This is a genomic window from Rhodoferax sp. SPJ21 (assembly GCF_058216335.1).
Window position 1 is genome coordinate 189,177 of the sequence record NZ_JBYZMO010000005.1, and the last position, 15,065, is coordinate 204,241.

18 protein-coding genes are annotated in these 15,065 nt (G+C 63.0%); 10 read left to right on the forward strand and 8 right to left on the reverse strand.

The window, feature by feature from the left end; translation table 11 throughout:
• The first annotated feature begins 57 nt into the window (after positions 1-57).
• Positions 58-1,014: an alpha/beta hydrolase gene (locus tag AC4BBN_RS21885; RefSeq protein ID WP_490594145.1), complete on the forward strand. Its 957-nt coding sequence runs from the start codon at positions 58-60 to the stop codon at positions 1,012-1,014.
• Here AC4BBN_RS21885 and ygfZ read toward each other — a convergent pair.
• On the reverse strand, positions 997-1,902 hold the full coding sequence (gene ygfZ, locus AC4BBN_RS21890; protein ID WP_490594146.1) for a CAF17-like 4Fe-4S cluster assembly/insertion protein YgfZ: 906 nt from the start codon (positions 1,900-1,902) through the stop codon (positions 997-999). The two genes, AC4BBN_RS21885 and ygfZ, sit on opposite strands and share 18 nt — an antisense overlap.
• A 50-nt stretch (positions 1,903-1,952) precedes the next feature.
• Here ygfZ and mltG point away from each other — a divergent pair, with 50 nt between their 5' ends.
• The 6 genes from mltG (at position 1,953) to AC4BBN_RS21920 (ending at position 6,620) form a co-directional block, all read left to right on the forward strand.
• Positions 1,953-2,936, forward strand: coding sequence for an endolytic transglycosylase MltG (gene mltG / locus AC4BBN_RS21895; protein ID WP_490594147.1), 984 nt, complete (start codon positions 1,953-1,955; stop codon positions 2,934-2,936).
• A complete protein-coding gene (gene tmk / locus AC4BBN_RS21900; protein WP_490594148.1) occupies positions 2,933-3,589 on the forward strand; it encodes a dTMP kinase in 657 nt (218 codons plus the stop codon). The genes mltG and tmk overlap by 4 nt, the downstream gene beginning before the upstream one ends.
• Entirely contained in the window at positions 3,586-4,587 is a 1,002-nt protein-coding gene (locus AC4BBN_RS21905; RefSeq protein WP_490594149.1) for a DNA polymerase III delta subunit-related protein, read from the forward strand. The genes tmk and AC4BBN_RS21905 overlap by 4 nt, the downstream gene beginning before the upstream one ends.
• A gap of 21 nt (positions 4,588-4,608) precedes the next feature.
• On the forward strand, positions 4,609-4,968 hold the full coding sequence (locus tag AC4BBN_RS21910) for a PilZ domain-containing protein (protein ID WP_490594150.1): 360 nt from the start codon (positions 4,609-4,611) through the stop codon (positions 4,966-4,968).
• Positions 4,969-5,169: 201 nt separating this feature from the next.
• On the forward strand, positions 5,170-5,964 hold the full coding sequence (locus AC4BBN_RS21915; RefSeq protein ID WP_490594151.1) for a TatD family hydrolase: 795 nt from the start codon (positions 5,170-5,172) through the stop codon (positions 5,962-5,964).
• On the forward strand, positions 5,961-6,620 hold the full coding sequence (locus tag AC4BBN_RS21920) for an ankyrin repeat domain-containing protein (protein WP_490594152.1): 660 nt from the start codon (positions 5,961-5,963) through the stop codon (positions 6,618-6,620). Before AC4BBN_RS21915 ends, AC4BBN_RS21920 begins: the two co-directional genes overlap by 4 nt.
• A 9-nt stretch (positions 6,621-6,629) precedes the next feature.
• On the opposite strand, the gene AC4BBN_RS21925 is transcribed toward AC4BBN_RS21920, so the two are convergent.
• The 6 genes from AC4BBN_RS21925 to smpB all read right to left on the reverse strand — a co-directional run bounded on the left by AC4BBN_RS21925 (position 6,630) and on the right by smpB (position 12,079).
• Positions 6,630-6,932 (reverse strand): copper-binding protein, encoded by a 303-nt coding sequence (locus AC4BBN_RS21925; protein ID WP_490594153.1) that lies wholly within the window; start codon positions 6,930-6,932, stop codon positions 6,630-6,632.
• A 131-nt stretch (positions 6,933-7,063) separates the two neighbouring features.
• Positions 7,064-8,437, reverse strand: coding sequence for a multicopper oxidase family protein (locus AC4BBN_RS21930; RefSeq protein WP_490594154.1), 1,374 nt, complete (start codon positions 8,435-8,437; stop codon positions 7,064-7,066).
• Position 8,438: 1 nt separating this feature from the next.
• Positions 8,439-9,419, reverse strand: coding sequence for a hypothetical protein (locus AC4BBN_RS21935; RefSeq protein WP_490594178.1), 981 nt, complete (start codon positions 9,417-9,419; stop codon positions 8,439-8,441).
• A gap of 112 nt (positions 9,420-9,531) precedes the next feature.
• A complete protein-coding gene (locus AC4BBN_RS21940) occupies positions 9,532-9,948 on the reverse strand; it encodes a hypothetical protein (protein WP_490594155.1) in 417 nt (138 codons plus the stop codon).
• A gap of 21 nt (positions 9,949-9,969) precedes the next feature.
• The gene (locus tag AC4BBN_RS21945; protein ID WP_490594156.1) at positions 9,970-11,499 is read right to left on the reverse strand and encodes a methyl-accepting chemotaxis protein; all 1,530 of its coding nucleotides are present in this window, start codon (positions 11,497-11,499) and stop codon (positions 9,970-9,972) included.
• A 106-nt stretch (positions 11,500-11,605) separates the two neighbouring features.
• On the reverse strand, positions 11,606-12,079 hold the full coding sequence (smpB, locus tag AC4BBN_RS21950; RefSeq protein WP_490594157.1) for an SsrA-binding protein SmpB: 474 nt from the start codon (positions 12,077-12,079) through the stop codon (positions 11,606-11,608).
• A gap of 60 nt (positions 12,080-12,139) precedes the next feature.
• Between smpB and AC4BBN_RS21955 the strand changes: the two genes are divergently transcribed.
• On the forward strand, positions 12,140-12,580 hold the full coding sequence (locus AC4BBN_RS21955; RefSeq protein ID WP_490594158.1) for a type II toxin-antitoxin system RatA family toxin: 441 nt from the start codon (positions 12,140-12,142) through the stop codon (positions 12,578-12,580).
• Positions 12,577-12,912, forward strand: a complete 336-nt coding sequence (locus AC4BBN_RS21960; RefSeq protein ID WP_490594159.1) for an RnfH family protein — start codon at positions 12,577-12,579, stop codon at positions 12,910-12,912. The genes AC4BBN_RS21955 and AC4BBN_RS21960 overlap by 4 nt, the downstream gene beginning before the upstream one ends.
• Positions 12,913-12,926: 14 nt before the next feature.
• Here AC4BBN_RS21960 and AC4BBN_RS21965 read toward each other — a convergent pair whose 3' ends face one another.
• Complete coding sequence (locus tag AC4BBN_RS21965; protein WP_490594160.1) at positions 12,927-13,412, reverse strand: DUF4124 domain-containing protein; 486 nt, start codon at positions 13,410-13,412, stop codon at positions 12,927-12,929.
• Positions 13,413-13,542: 130 nt separating this feature from the next.
• Between AC4BBN_RS21965 and guaB the strand changes: the two genes are divergently transcribed.
• Entirely contained in the window at positions 13,543-15,012 is a 1,470-nt protein-coding gene (gene guaB / locus AC4BBN_RS21970) for an IMP dehydrogenase (protein WP_490594161.1), read from the forward strand.
• Positions 15,013-15,065: the final 53 nt, after the last annotated feature.

Below are 15,065 nucleotides of genomic sequence, written 5' to 3' on the forward strand. Positions count from 1 at the left end.
ATTTATTTGATAGCTACTTGCGCAGGATTTACCTGCGTCAGAGCCGGTTTTAACTACATGCCTTCTGATTCCCACCTGACTGCGCAGATGCGTTCCGTGTTGAGCCGCATGGCCCGTGCCCGGCGCCCAGCACTACACAGCCTGACTCCGGAGCAGGCGCGTGCCGCCTATGCCCAGGGGGCGGGCGTGCTGGAGATCCCTTCGCCCGCCCTGGCCCGAGTGCAAGACTTGCAGATTCCGGCGCGCGATGGCCATGCGCTGCAGGCCAGGCTGGTAGCGCCGTCTTTCGAGCCGCTGCCAGTGCTGCTGTACCTGCACGGCGGCGGCTTTACCGTGGGCAGTGTGGCCACGCACGACATACTGTGTCGCGAACTCAGCCGCTTGAGCGGCTGCGCCGTGGTCTCGCTGGACTACCGGCTGGCGCCGGAGCACCGTTTTCCCACCGCCGTGCACGACACCTGGGACGCGCTGGCCTGGCTGGCCGCCGAATCCCACCGCCTGGGTCTGCAGCCCGGCAAGGTGGCCGTGGCCGGGGACAGCGCCGGCGGCACGCTGGCTGCCGTGGCCGCCATCCAGGCGCGCGACGCGGGCCTGCCGCTGGCGCTGCAAATGCTGTTCTACCCGGGCACGACCTCGCATGGCGATACCGCATCGCACACCCGCTTTGCCAGCGGTCTGGTGCTGGAGCGTGAACACATTGATTTCTTTTTCGGCCAGTACCTGCGCAGCCCGGTGGACCGGGAGGACTGGCGCTTTGCGCCGCTGCAGGCACAGGACGTAGAGGGCGTGGCCCCAGCCTGGTTCGGCCTGGCCGAATGCGACCCGCTGGTAGACGAAGGCCTGCAGTACGCCGACAAACTGCGCCTGGCCGGCACGCCGGTGGATTTGGAAATCTACCGTGGCGTGACCCACGAATTCATCAAAATGGGCCGCGCCATCCCTGAGGCGCGCCAGGCCCATGCCGATGCGGCCAGGGCCTTGCGCGCAGCGTTTGCTTTAGATGTCGGCGAGTAGCTCGTAGGGCAGGGGCAGCAGGCTCAGTGCGGCGCCATCCGCTGCGCCCACATGCAAGCTGCCGTCCTGCATGGCGGCCAGTTGCAGGGACACGATGGCATCCCAACCACCCTCCGGCGCTGCAGCCGCTTGCACCACCACGCCGCAAGGCTGCTCGGCATCGCTGGAATGGAAGATTTCCTGCCCCGGCAGCATGGCCAGGTCGGCATGGCCTATGGCCGCACGGCGCTTCAGCGTGCCACGGAACTGGCTGCGTGCCACAACTTCCTGGCCGGGGTAGCAACCTTTTTTGAAGTTCACCCCGCCGACCGACTCATAGTTCAGCATCTGGGGCACCAGGGCTTCAAAAATCGGCTGTGACACGGTGGCCACGCCACTGCGCACCTCGCTCCACAGCCACAGCTCTGGGCTGAGCGCAGGGCCGGCGGGCGGCGGGGTTTGGGCGGGCGCAATCCACAGCGCGCGAGCCTGGCCATCGGCCGGGTACAGGGCGATGGTGGTGGCGTCGCCAGCGCTGGCCAGGGTCCAGGCGGGCTGGGCGGTAGCAATGCCGTCGCCTACCAGGCCGTACAGCGCGAAGTCGGCCGTGGCGTCGGTCAGCTTGGCTTTGGCGCGCATCACAAACATGCTCAGGCGCTTCAGCGTGGGGGCCAGCAGGTCACGGTGGCATAGCAGCAGGATCTCGGTCGGGCTGCTTTTGAAGCCGATAAAGCTGGCCTGCATGCGGCCCTTGGCGTTGCAGAACGCAGCCAGGCGGGCCTGGTCCTGGCCCAGCAGGGCAAAGTCCTGGGTCAGCTGGCCGTGCAGAAACTTGGCGGCGTCAGCGCCTTCGGCGCGTATCACGCCCAGGTGGGACAAGGGTGCAATTCCGATAGGTAAGGTGGTCATGGGCTGAATTATCATCAATGGCTATTTGTCCGGTTTCACAAAGGTCTACTGTGCGTCGCCTGTTTTTGAGTTTGTTGCTGGTCGTGGGCGTATGCGCGGCAGTGGCCGCATGGTGGTTGCACCAGCCCTTGTCCCTGACTAGCGCTACGCTGGATCTGTCCATCGAGCCCGGCACCAGCCCGCGTGGCGTGGCCCAGGCGGCGGTGGATGCGGGCGTGCAAACCCCGGCCGTGCTGCTGTTCACCTGGTTCCGCGCCTCGGGCCAGGCCCGCCAGATCAAGGCCGGCAGCTATGAAATCACCAGCGGCACCACGCCCCTGGAGCTGCTGTCCAAACTGGTACGCGGCGACGAAGCCATGCGCGCCGTCACCCTGGTAGAGGGATGGAACTTCCGGCAGGTGCGCACAGCACTGTCACGGGCCGACCAGCTCAAGCCCGATAGCGCCGTGCTGAGCGACGACTCCGTGATGACAGCCCTGGGCCGCCCCGGCGTGGCGCCCGAGGGCCGTTTCTTCCCCGACACCTATACCTATTCCAAGGGCAGCAGCGACCTGGCCGTGCTGAAACGGGCGCTGCACGCCATGGACAAAAAGCTGGAGGCCGCCTGGGCCCAGCGTAAAGCGTCCACCCAGGCGCGTACGCCGGACGAGGCCCTGATCCTGGCCAGCATCGTCGAGAAAGAAACCGGCCAGCCGGGCGACCGCCCCATGGTGTCCGGCGTGTTCAACAACCGGCTGCGCATAGGCATGCCGCTGCAGACCGACCCCACCGTCATCTACGGCCTGGGCGCGAACTTTGACGGCAATCTGCGCAAACGCGACCTGCAAACCGACGGCCCCTACAACACCTATCTGCGCGCAGGCCTGCCGCCCACGCCCATCGCCATGCCGGGCAAGCAAGCCCTGCTGGCGGCGGTGCAGCCGGCCCCCACGGCGGCGCTGTACTTTGTGGCGCGTGGCGACGGCAGCAGCCAGTTCAGCGCCACGCTGGAAGAGCACAATCGCGCGGTGAGCAAATACATCCGAATGAAATGACCCAGCACGGCCTTTTTATCAGCATCGAAGGCATAGACGGTGCGGGCAAATCCAGCCATATCGAGGCCCTGGCCGCGGCGTTCCGGGCGCAGGGCAGGGCGGTCACGCTGACGCGCGAGCCCGGCGGCACGCCGCTGGCCGAAAAGCTGCGCGCCATGGTCTTGAACGACAGCATGGACCCGCTGACCGAAGCCCTGCTGGTCTTCGCCGCCCGCCGCGACCACCTGCAGCAGGTGATAGAGCCGGCGCTGGCGCGTGGTGACGTGCTGGTCTGCGACCGCTTTACCGATGCCACCTTTGCCTACCAGGGCGGCGGGCGCGGCTTCCGGCTCGACGTGCTATCACAATTAGAGCGCTTTGTGCAGACAGTATCTGCGCCAGAGGCAGATTTCATCCGCAATCCTGATCTGACCCTGTGGTTCGAGCTGGCGCCTGAAATCGCCGCCGAACGGCTGGCCGGCGCCCGGATGCCCGACCGATTTGAATCCCTGCCCACCGAATTCTTCCGCCGCGTGTCAGACGGCTACGCACGCCGCGCTGAAGGCTCGCCAGCCCGCTTTGCGCGCATCGATGCTGCGCAGCCGCGCGAGGCCGTCTGGCAACAAGTGCACGCGGTGCTGGTGCAGCGCGGTTACCTGGAGGCCCGCGTATGAGCGAAGCCCTGGTGCCCCCGTGGGTGGCGCGGCAGCGCAGTACCCTGCTGGCCCAGCGCGGCCACGCCTGGCTGCTGCAGGGACCGTCCGGCCTGGGCCAATACCGGCTGGCGCTGGAGCTGGTGCGTGCCTGGCTGTGCGATGCGCCCGGCGAACACGGCGCCTGCGGCCAGTGCGCCAGCTGCCACGCCATCGACGTACATGGCCATGCCGACCTGTGCCTGCTAATGCCCGAAGCCATGATGCTGGAGCTGGGCTGGCCGCTGAGCGAAAAAGCCCAGTCGGAGATCGACAACAAGTCGCGTAAACCCAGCAAGGAAATCCGCGTCGATGCCATGCGCGATGCGGTGGAGTTCTCGCAGCGCACCAGTGCGCGTGGCCGAGGCAAGGCGGTGCTGGTGTATCCGGCCGAGCGCATGAACCACATCACGGCCAATGCGCTGCTGAAAACCCTGGAAGAACCACCGGGTGACGTGAAGTTTGTGCTGGCCACGGGCGCCGCCCACCAGCTACTGCCCACCATCCGCAGCCGCTGCATGGGCCACAACATGGTCTGGCCCGACACGGCCGAATCCACCACCTGGCTGCAGGCCCAGGGCGTACCTGCCGCCGATGCACCGGTGCTACTGGCTGCCGCCGGTGGCCGCCCCGAAGATGCGCTGCAGTGGGCCCAGGCCGGCCGCACGGCACAGAGCTGGTCTGCGTTGCCACGCGCCGTGGCCCAGGGCATATTGACCACGTTTGCCGACTGGGCCCCGGCCCAGGTGGTGGACGCGTTGCAAAAGCTTTGCCACGACCTGCTGCTGGTGCGCGTGGGCGCTGCGCCGCGCTTTTTTGCCGCCAAGGATCTGCCGTCGGCACCGTCCGGCAAACTACTGACCCAGTGGGCCAAAGACCTGAACGCCACTGCACGTACGGTGGAGCACCCGTTCAACGCAGGGCTGCTGCTGGAGTCTTTGGTGGGCCGAGCCCAAAACGTCCTAAACTCGCGTCTTTAACGCTATCCATGGTGCTTGCCAATGAGCAGTAACAACGCCTCGCCCCGTCCCAGCGTCATCCAGCTTGCCATCAAGGAAAAGGGTGCGCTGTATGCCGCCTACATTCCGATGTTTACCCAGGGCGGACTGTTTGTGCCGACCACGCGGGAATACCAGCTGGGCGACGATGTGTACGTGCTGTTGTCCCTGCCCGATGACCCGCAGCGCCACCCCATTGCCGGGCGCGTGGCCTGGGTCACGCCACCGCGCGCCGCCGGCAACCGCACCCAGGGCGTGGGCATCCAGTTCCCCAAGGACGAAAAAGCCCGCTTGCTCAAGCTCAAGATCGAAGAGATCCTGGGCGCCCACCTGGCCTCGGACCGGGCTACGCAGACCATCTAGTTGCGCATCCCCAGGCTGCAGTGCTGCGCATCTTTCGCCCACCCCCCTCGCATCGGTTTGAAAAACCGATGCGACAAGCAGGGGGCAACACCTGCAGCCTGGCTAAGCCAGTTCTGCGGTGTTCCTGGAAGGGCTGCGTTCTGGCTCAAAGCTGGTTTTAGGCCTTACGATTTCCTATTTTTCGCCCGCTGGGCGACCGCCATGTTCACCGATTCCCATTGCCACCTCAGCATGCCCGACCTGGTCGCGCAGCTCCCCGCCATCCGTACCGCCATGGTCGCCGCGCGTGTAGACCGCGCCCTGTGCATCTGCACCACGCTGGAAGAGTTTGCCGACGTGCATGCCCTGGCCACCGGCTACGACAACTTCTGGTCCACGGTGGGCGTGCACCCCGACAACGAAGACGTGCAGGAGCCCACGCTGGACGATCTGTTGCAGCGCGCCGCCCTGCCGCGCGTAGTGGCCATAGGCGAAACCGGGCTGGACTATTACCGCCTGGGCGAGCGCACCGTGGCCGATATGGAATGGCAGCGCGAGCGCTTCCGCACCCACATTCGCGCCGCACGCCAGACCGCCAAGCCGCTGGTGATCCACACCCGCAGCGCCTCGGACGACACCCTGGCCATCCTGCGGGAAGAGGGCGAAGACGGCTCGGCCGGTGCGGCAGGCGGTGTGTTCCACTGCTTCACCGAGACCGATATGGTGGCGCGCGCTGCGCTGGACCTGGGCTTTTACATTTCCTTCTCGGGCATCTTGACGTTCAAGACGGCGCAGGACATACGCGATGTGGCGGCCCTGGTGCCCATGGACCGCATCCTGATCGAGACCGACAGCCCGTATCTGGCGCCCGTGCCCTTCCGTGGCAAAACCAACAATCCTTCGTACGTGCCCTATGTGGCGCAGCAGATCGCGCAGATCAAAAACATCCCGGTGGAAGAAGTGGCGCATGCCACCAGCGCCAATTTTGACCGGCTGTTCAGCGGAGTTTTGGCATGATGCAGTACTTTAAGAAACTGGCTTATCTACTTGTTTTAATAAGCTTTAGTGTTGCGCATGCGGGCTCTTTTGAGGACTTTTTCACCGCCATCAAACGCGACAGTGCCAGCGACGTGCGGGCCCTGCTGCAGCGCGGATTCGATGGCAACACCAGCAACGAGCAAGGCCTGTCCGGCCTGTTCCTGGCCATCAAGAACGAGTCCTACAAGGCGGCTGACGCCTTGCTGGACTGGCCCCAGATCGCAGCCGAAACCCGCAACCGCAAGGACGAGAGCGCGCTGATGATGGCCGCGCTGGCCGGCGAACTGGATCTGTGCAAGAAGCTGATCGACAAGGGTGCCGACGTCAACAAGGTCGGCTGGGCGCCGCTGCACTACGCCGCCACGCGCGGGCAGGTGGCCGTGATGCGCCTGCTGCTGGACAACGACGCCTATATCGACGCCGCGTCGCCAAATGGCACCACGCCGCTGATGATGGCGGCGCGCTACGGCAGCATTGACGCCGTGCGCCTGCTGCTGGACGAAGGCGCTGACCCGTCGCTGAAAAACCAGCAAAAGCTCAGCGCCATCGATTTCGCCCAGCTGGGCGTCCGGCCAGACGCGGTGACCGCCATCTCGGCCGCCGTGCGGGCAAAGCAGCCCAAAGGGACTTGGTAAGACCTTTGACTAGGGAGCGATACGCTCCAGCGTCACCACCGTTAGCGCGCCGTTCACGTCCTCGGCGGTGAATTGCACGCGGTCGCCGGCCTTCACCTTGTCCAGCAAGGCCGGGGCTTTCACCTTGAACACCATGCTCATGGCCGGCATGTCGAGGTTTTTGATTTCGCCATGTTTCAGCGTGATCTTCTGGGCGGACAAGTCCACCTTGCGGACCTCGCCATCCACCAGGGGCAGAGCGGCCTGGGCCAGCACGCCAGCACTGAAGACGGCAGATGCGAGAGCGGTAAAGAGTCGGTAGCTATTGCGCATGTGAATTTCTTTCAGGCTTGGCTGGAATGTGTGCGCGGCTTTTGGCAGCGCTGTATGGTTTAAGCGAAACAGGGCTCTGGCGCAGGTAGATCCTGCGGGAGTAGCTATGGTTTTAATAGTGGACATGGAACTCAATGGTTTTCATGGCTGCTGCCGGGTTTGCGGATTTGCACGGCCTCACCCGGTGGTGTTGGGGCCGGGCGTACCGGCTCCGTCAGGGCGCCGGTCCATTCGAACGCCTGGCTGGCGCGGGGCTGGGTGTACCAGCCTGGGTCGGCGTAGCTACCCGGCTTTTGGTCTTTGCGTACCTTCAGCGTGGTGAACATGCCGCCCATTTCCAGCGGGCCGTAGGGGCCGGTGCCGGTCATCATGGGCAGGGTCTGGTCGGGGATGGGCATTTGCATCGCGCCCATGTCGGCCATGCCGCGCTCGCCCATCAGCATGTAGTCGGGCACCAGCTTCTGGATCTTTTGCACCAGGCCCCGGTGGTCCACGCCGATCATATTGGGCACGCTATGGCCCATGGCGTTCATGGTGTGGTGGCTTTTGTGGCAGTGCAGGGCCCAGTCGCCTTCCTCGTCGGCCACGAATTCCAGCTGCCGCATCTGGCCCACACCAATGTCGGTTGTGACCTCAGGCCAGCGGGCGCTGGCAGGTACCGGGCCGCCATCGGTGCCGGTGACCATGAACTCGTGGCCGTGCAGGTGGATGGGGTGGTTGGTCATGGTCAGGTTGCCGACACGGATGCGCACCTTGTCCCCCAGGCGCACGTTCAGGCTGTCTATGCCGGGGAAGGCGCGGCTGTTCCAGGTCCACAGGTTCTGGTCCAGCATGGTGTTGGGCCGGGGCGTGGTGCTGCCAGGGGCGATGTCGTAGGCGTTCAGCAGAAAGCAAAAGTCGCGCTGCACGCTGCTGATTTGCGGGTGGCTGGCCTTGGGGTGCGTGACCCAGAAGCCCATCATGCCCATGGCCATCTGCACCATTTCATCCGCATGCGGGTGGTACATGAAGGTGCCGGGCCGGCGCGCCACAAATTCGTAGACAAAGGTTTTGCCGACCGGTATCTGCGGCTGCGTCAGCCCGCCCACGCCGTCCATGCCATTGGGCAGGCGCTGGCCGTGCCAGTGGATGGTGGTGTGTTCGGGCAGGCGGTTGGTGACGAAGATGCGCACCCTGTCGCCTTCCACCACCTCAATGGTGGGGCCGGGCGACTGACCGTTGTAGCCCCATAGCGTGGCGTTCATGCCAGGGGCGATTTCACGCACCACTGGCTCTGCCACCAGGTGGAATTCCTTCACTCCGGCGTTCATGCGCCAGGGGCAGGTCCAGCCATTCAGGGTGACCACCGGGTTGTAGGGCTGGCCGGTGCTGGGCTGCAGCGGCGGCGCGGTATCGGGTGTGGTGGCGATCACCGGCTCGGGCAGGGCGGCCAAAGCAACCCGGCTGACGCTGGCAGCTGCTACGGCGGAGAAAGCAGCGCCGCCGAAAAAGGTTCTACGGTCCATGTCAATGTCCTTGCGATGTGGGTGCCTCGGCACTGGCGCCAGAGGTGGAGGGCGACAGCGCGGCGGGCGACGTGTCGTTGAGGGCAGCCTGCAGATCGGCCTCGGCCAGCCAGAAGTCGCGCTGGGCTTCCAGAGCGTTGTTGGCGGCCAGAACCTGCTGGCGGGTATCGGCCAGCAGCTCCCACACACTGGCCAGCATGCCGCTGTAGCGCAGCACCATCTCTTCCTGGATCAGTTGGCGCAGCGGCACCACGTCGTCGCGGTAGTGCACGGCCAGGTCATACGCGGTGCGGTAGCCAAAGTAGGCCTCACTGGTTTCAGTGGTTTCGTAGGCTTTGGTGTCGTCCACCACGCTGGCTGCCTTGGGGAGGTCGGGCAGGTGTTCGGCCAGGATAAAGCCGGTTTGCATGCTCCGCAGGCCCAGCAGGCGGCTGAGTTGTGCACGCGCGCTGAAGGCTTTTTGTTCTGCGCGGGCCAACTGCGTTGTGGCGTCGGACAGATAGAGCTGTTCGCGCGCCTGCTCCAAGCGGCTCCAGTTGCCGGTACGGACCATACGCCTGGCCAGCTCGGCGCCGGCCTCGGCCGCCTCTTTGGCATCTCGCAGATAGCGGGCACTTTGCTGGGCGGCCACGGCGTTGATCCAGGCCTTGCGGGTGTTGGTGGCGAGCTGCATCACGTCCCTGGCTGCCAGCGGCTGGGGGGTGTTGCGCAGCGCGATGCGCACGGCGGCTTCGGCCTGCAGCAGCTCGGGCCCGTCCCCTAGGCTGCCATCGGGTTGGGGGGCGGCGGTTCGCATACTGCGTTCCCACTTCAAAACATCCGCGTGGCCTCTGGGAAACTGGCCGACCTGGGCGTTGGCCGCCTTCCAGTCGCGGGTCTGCATCTCCACGTCGGCATGGGGCTCTGAAACCTGGGGCGCCGCCGCTGAAGGCAGCTGGGCAAATACGGGCGCGCACAACAGCGCGCCCGCCACGAAAGACATTTTTTTCACACAATTCTCCTGAACAACACAAGCGAGGTGGCCGGCAGGCCACCGTGATCCGCCCCGCACAGGTGCCATCAGGCAACGTACAGACGGACTACGGCTAGCGAGTTCAGGAAATGGGTGGTTTTAGCGCCAGTGCGGCGGCGGCGCTGGCATACGGCGTGCCGCCCGCATGGGGCCGCACATGGGGTGTCCAGGCCAGAGCAGGGACCGGTATGGACGCCACCGTTGCCACGGAATGGCAGACCTGGCACAGGCTGCAGCTGCCATCGCCGCAGTGGGCCGCAGCGTCGGGATCAGGCTGGCTGGAGTGGCCGGCGCAATCCATGTGTTCGGCTGGCATATCCTCATCAAAATCAGCGCTAGCGCTGGTAATAGCTGCGCCAGTAGCTATATTTTGCATAGCAGATGGATGGGGCTTCAGCATTTCCAAAGCCATGGCATCACCCACCCAGGCGCGCAAGGGCAGCGAGATGATGAGCAGAAACCAGAGCCAATAACGCATGCCCAGGATGATACGGCGCACGCGCTGAAGTTCCCGCACTGATCAAGCCAGTTTGAAAACGGCCACGGCTTGCACCAGGCCGTCGGCCTGGGTCTTGAGCCCGCTGGCGGCAGCGGCCATTTCTTCGACCAGGGCTGCGTTCTGCTGGGTGGCCTGGTCCATCTGGGTCACGGCTTCACCGACCTGTGAAACCCCGGCGGACTGTTCGTTGCTGGCCCGGCTGATTTCGCCCATGATGTCGGTGACCTTGCGAATCGCGCCCACCACTTCGGTCATGGTGCTACCGGCCTGGTCTACCAGACTGGTTCCCCGGGCCACCCGCTCCACACTGTCGCCGATAAGCAACTTGATCTCCTTGGCCGCGTTGGCGCTGCGCCCGGCCAGGCTGCGCACCTCGCTGGCCACCACAGCAAATCCGCGACCTTGTTCACCCGCACGCGCGGCTTCCACAGCAGCATTCAAGGCCAGGATATTGGTCTGGAAGGCAATGCTGTCGATCACGCTGATGATGTCGGCAATCCTGGTCGAACTGTCGTGTATGCCCTTCATGGTCTCCACCACCTGGCCCACCACTTGACCGCCTTGCACAGCCACGGTGGAGGCGTTCTGCGCCAGCTGGTTGGCCTGCTGGGCATTGCTGGCGTTTTGTTTGACGGTGGAGCCCAGTTCTTCCATGGACGCTGCGGTCTGCTCCAGCGCGCTGGCCTGGCTTTCGGTACGTGCGCTTAGGTCGTTGTTGCCCTGCGAAATTTCAGCACTGGCCGTGGCCACACTTTCAGCATTGCTTTTGACGCGGTGCACGATGCCCGCAAAGTTGGTTTGCATATGCGCCATGGATTTGAGCAGTTGCACGGTTTCTTCGTTGCCGGCGGGGTGCACAGCGACCGACAAGTCCCCATTGGATAGCTGGTCGGCGATGTGCATGGCGTGGGCCATAGGTTGCCCCAGGTATTTGGCCAACCAGAGCGCCGCCGCCACCAGCACGGCACTAGACAGGGCCAGGGCCAGACCGATTTGCATCACGGATTGGTTGGCCTGGTCTTGCGCCTCCTGGTTCATGTCGTGGCCGCTTTTCTCGATAGCGTCAGATTGTTCGGCCATTTGCTTTTCCAGGTCGGTGAAGGCTTTCTGGAAGGCGGGCACAGCAGCTTGTGCTGCGGCCAGATCGGTGGATGCCTGGCCCAGTACTACAGCGGCAGAGTCTGTGTAGCTCTTCACCATCGGCAAGGTCTTGTCGATGACGGCCTTGACCTCAGGCGAAATGGGCAGGCCTTGCAGGGTCTTCAGCGCATCGTTAAATGTCTTGGCGTGTTCGGGCAGGCCCTTCTTCGCCTCTTCGATCTGGGCTTCGTCCTTGCTCGTGGCTCCCAGCAGGGCTAACAACACGTCGCCACGCACGGCGTCGTGCATCATGTCTGCCTCCTGGCTGCTTTGCAGCGCAACTTCCATGTCGATGGAGCTGTTGATGGCGGCAGTCAGGCGTTTGGCATTGAGCAAACTTATGCCCCCCACCAATCCGGCCATAAGAATACCGACCAAACCCAGAGAAAGAATTTGGTTACGCAATTTCATGGTGACCTTTCGTTGCACAGTGCCATTCCCATGCTAACGAACATCCAGGGCAGAAGCCAGTGGCTTTTACCAGGGGATAAACGGCTGTAGCGCCGCCCAGACGCGCCTAGCGCTGGCGGGACTTCATGGCGCGTTCCACTTCGCGCTTGCCTTCGCGGTCCTTGATGGTGTCGCGTTTGTCATGCTCGGCCTTGCCTTTGGCCAGCGCAATTTCACATTTGATCTTGCCGCCTTTCCAATGCAGGTTCAGCGGCACCAGGGTGTAGCCCTTTTGTTCGGTCTTGACTATCAGCTTCTTGATCTGCTCCTTGTGCAGCAGCAGCTTCTTGGTACGCACTTTGTCCGGGCTGATGTGGGTGGAGGCCGAATTCAAAGGGTGTATCTGGCAGCCGATAATGAACAGCTCGCCATTGCGCACGACGACATAGCCGTCGGTCAGCTGCACCTTGCCTTCGCGCAGCGACTTGACCTCCCACCCTTCAAGCACTAGCCCGCACTCAATGCGCTCCTCAAAGAAGTAGTTGAAAGCGGCCTTTTTATTGTCGGCAATGCGGGTGTTGGTATCGGGTTTTTTGGCCATGGGGTACAAGTCGGAAAGCGTGCGGTGCAGGTTTTACAATTCCGCGCAGCCTTCCATTCTATGAAAAACGTCCATAAGTCCGTCTTGATCTGGTACAGCGCCGAGGAAATGTTCAAACTTGTGACCCAAGTTGAGCTATATCCGCAGTTTTTACCCTGGTGCGACCACGCCTCTGTGCTGGCCCGGGATGAGAACGGCATGACCGCCGAAGTAGGTATTGCCTTCAGCGGCCTGCACCAGAAGTTCACCACCCAAAATACCCATGTGCCGGGGCGCCGGGTAGGTATGAAGCTCGTCAAAGGTCCGTTTTCCAACCTGGACGGCGACTGGCAATTCACACCCGTGGGCGACGGCCAGCAACGCGCCTGCCGCGTGGACCTGCAATTGAACTACGGCTTTGACAGTATGGCCTTGTCGGCCCTGGTGGGCCCCGTGTTTGATCGCATCGCCGGCAGCCTGGTGGATGCTTTTGTCAAACGCGCCGAGCAGGTGTACGGGTGAATATCCACATCACGCTGGTGTATTCGCCGGCGCCGCGTGAAGTATTCGAAACTATCTTTTCGTTGGTGCAAGGCGCCAGCCTGGAAGATGCCGTGCGTGCTAGTGGTGTATTGACGCGGTTCCCCGACATCCAACTTGCCGAAGCTGCACTGGGGGTTTGGGGCCGTAAGGCGCAATTGGAGCAAGTGCTGGAAGACGGCGACCGGGTGGAAATTTACCGGCCCCTGACAGCAGACCCCATGGAAGCCCGGCGTACACGCTTCAAACGCCAGGGTGCACGTACCACCGGTTTATTTGCCCAGAAGCGGGCAGGGGCTAAATCAGGTTACTGAGTTGGCTTTGCAGATTACTTGCAATCGGCGTTAATCACGTCCTGGATGCGCTGTGATTCGGCGTTGCGCGCTGCGTCGTCCAGGATTTCCCGCTCACCTTTTTCATTGACGCGCGCGATGCGCATGCCTGAGTCGTAATTGGCTTTGGACTGGCGCGCTCGGGCGCAATTTTCAGCCTTGGCTGCGGCATTTTTATCAGTCTCGGCCTTGCGTTTGGCGGCCTCGGCGTCATCCGCTTGCTTCTTTTTCTCCTCCAAAGCCTTGTCCACGCCACTGATCTTGGGGGCGGATGCAGCCGAAGCCGGCAGTTCTGGCGTTGCGGCCTTCAACTTCAGTGAGCCGCCCGGCTGCTTCAAAATATTCTTGGCCGGAATGTCGGGCGGCGGCGGGCGGTCGCTAAAAACCTTGCTTCCAGCGTTATCTATCCACTGCCATTGCGCAAAAGCCGCCAACGACAGCCCACATCCCAAAGCGACTACGAGCGTTTTGTGCAATTTCATACTGCTAGTTTAGCGGTCGCATGCCTGCGTGGATATGAATGCTTTGGCCCTACAGCTTCTCCGGGCGCTGCTGTCTCGCAAAAAATACCCCTGCGGCGGGCTAGTACAATACGACTTTTGGAGCTTTGATATGCGCCTGCTAGGAAAAGCGCTCACTTTCGACGATGTGTTGTTGGTGCCAGCGTTCTCCCAAGTCCTGCCCAAGGACACGTCTCTTGCGACCCGTCTATCCCGCAACATTACCCTGAACCTGCCCCTGGTGTCTGCCGCCATGGACACGGTGACAGAAGCCCGCCTAGCTATCGCCATGGCACAAGAGGGCGGCATGGGTATCGTGCACAAGAACTTCACCCCCAAGCAGCAAGCCGCTGAGGTGCTGAAGGTCAAGCGCTACGAATCCGGCGTGCTGCGCGACCCGGTCATCATTACCCCGAGCCACACGGTGCGCCAGGTGATCGATATGTCGGCCCAGCTGGGTATCTCAGGCTTTCCTGTCTGTGATGGCGGCAAGGTGGTCGGCATTGTCACCAGTCGCGACCTGCGCTTTGAAACTCGCTACGACGTGCCTGTCAGCCAGATCATGACGCCACGCGAAAAGCTGGTCACCGTGACAGAAGGCGCTTCCTTGGCAGAAGCCAAGGCACTGCTGAACAAATCCAAGCTCGAACGATTGCTGGTAGTGAACGACGCATTCGAGCTCAAGGGCCTGATCACCGTCAAAGACATCACCAAGCAAACCAGTTTCCCCAACGCGGCACGTGATGCCCAAGGCCAGTTGCGCGTGGGCGCGGCAGTCGGCGTGGGTGAAGGCACCGAAGAGCGCGTCGAAGCCCTGGTGCGCGCTGGCGTGGACGCTATCGTGGTGGACACCGCCCATGGCCATAGCAAGGGTGTGATCGACCGTGTGCGCTGGATCAAGCAAAACTACCCTCAAATCGACGTGATCGGCGGCAACATCGCAACCGGCGCAGCCGCCTTGGCGCTGGCTGAAGCTGGTGCCGATGCGGTCAAGGTTGGCATCGGCCCCGGCAGCATCTGCACCACCCGCATCGTTGCGGGCGTAGGTGTGCCACAAATCATGGCCATCGACAACGTGGCCACCGCCCTGCAAGGCTCCGGTGTACCGTTGATTGCCGACGGTGGCATCCGCTATAGCGGCGACATCGCCAAGGCCATTGCGGCTGGCGCCAGCACCGTGATGATGGGCGGTATGTTCGCCGGAACCGAAGAGGCTCCAGGTGAGGTCGTGCTATTCCAGGGCCGCAGCTACAAGAGCTACCGTGGCATGGGCAGCATTGGCGCCATGCAGCAAGGCAGTGCAGATCGCTACTTTCAAGAAGTCAGCACGGGTAACCCGAACGCCGACAAGTTGGTGCCAGAAGGCATTGAAGGTCGTGTGCCCTACAAAGGCTCTATGGTGTCCATCATTTTCCAAATGGCCGGCGGTATCCGCGCCAGCATGGGATATTGCGGCTGCGCCACGATCGACGACATGAAGAACAAGGCTGAGTTTGTGGAGATCACCTCTGCCGGCATCCGCGAAAGCCATGTCCATGATGTGCAGATCACCAAAGAAGCCCCGAACTACCGCTCGGAATAAGGCATTCGGTAAGTAACCCCATCCGGGCAGCCCACGCGCTGCCCGTTTTTGAT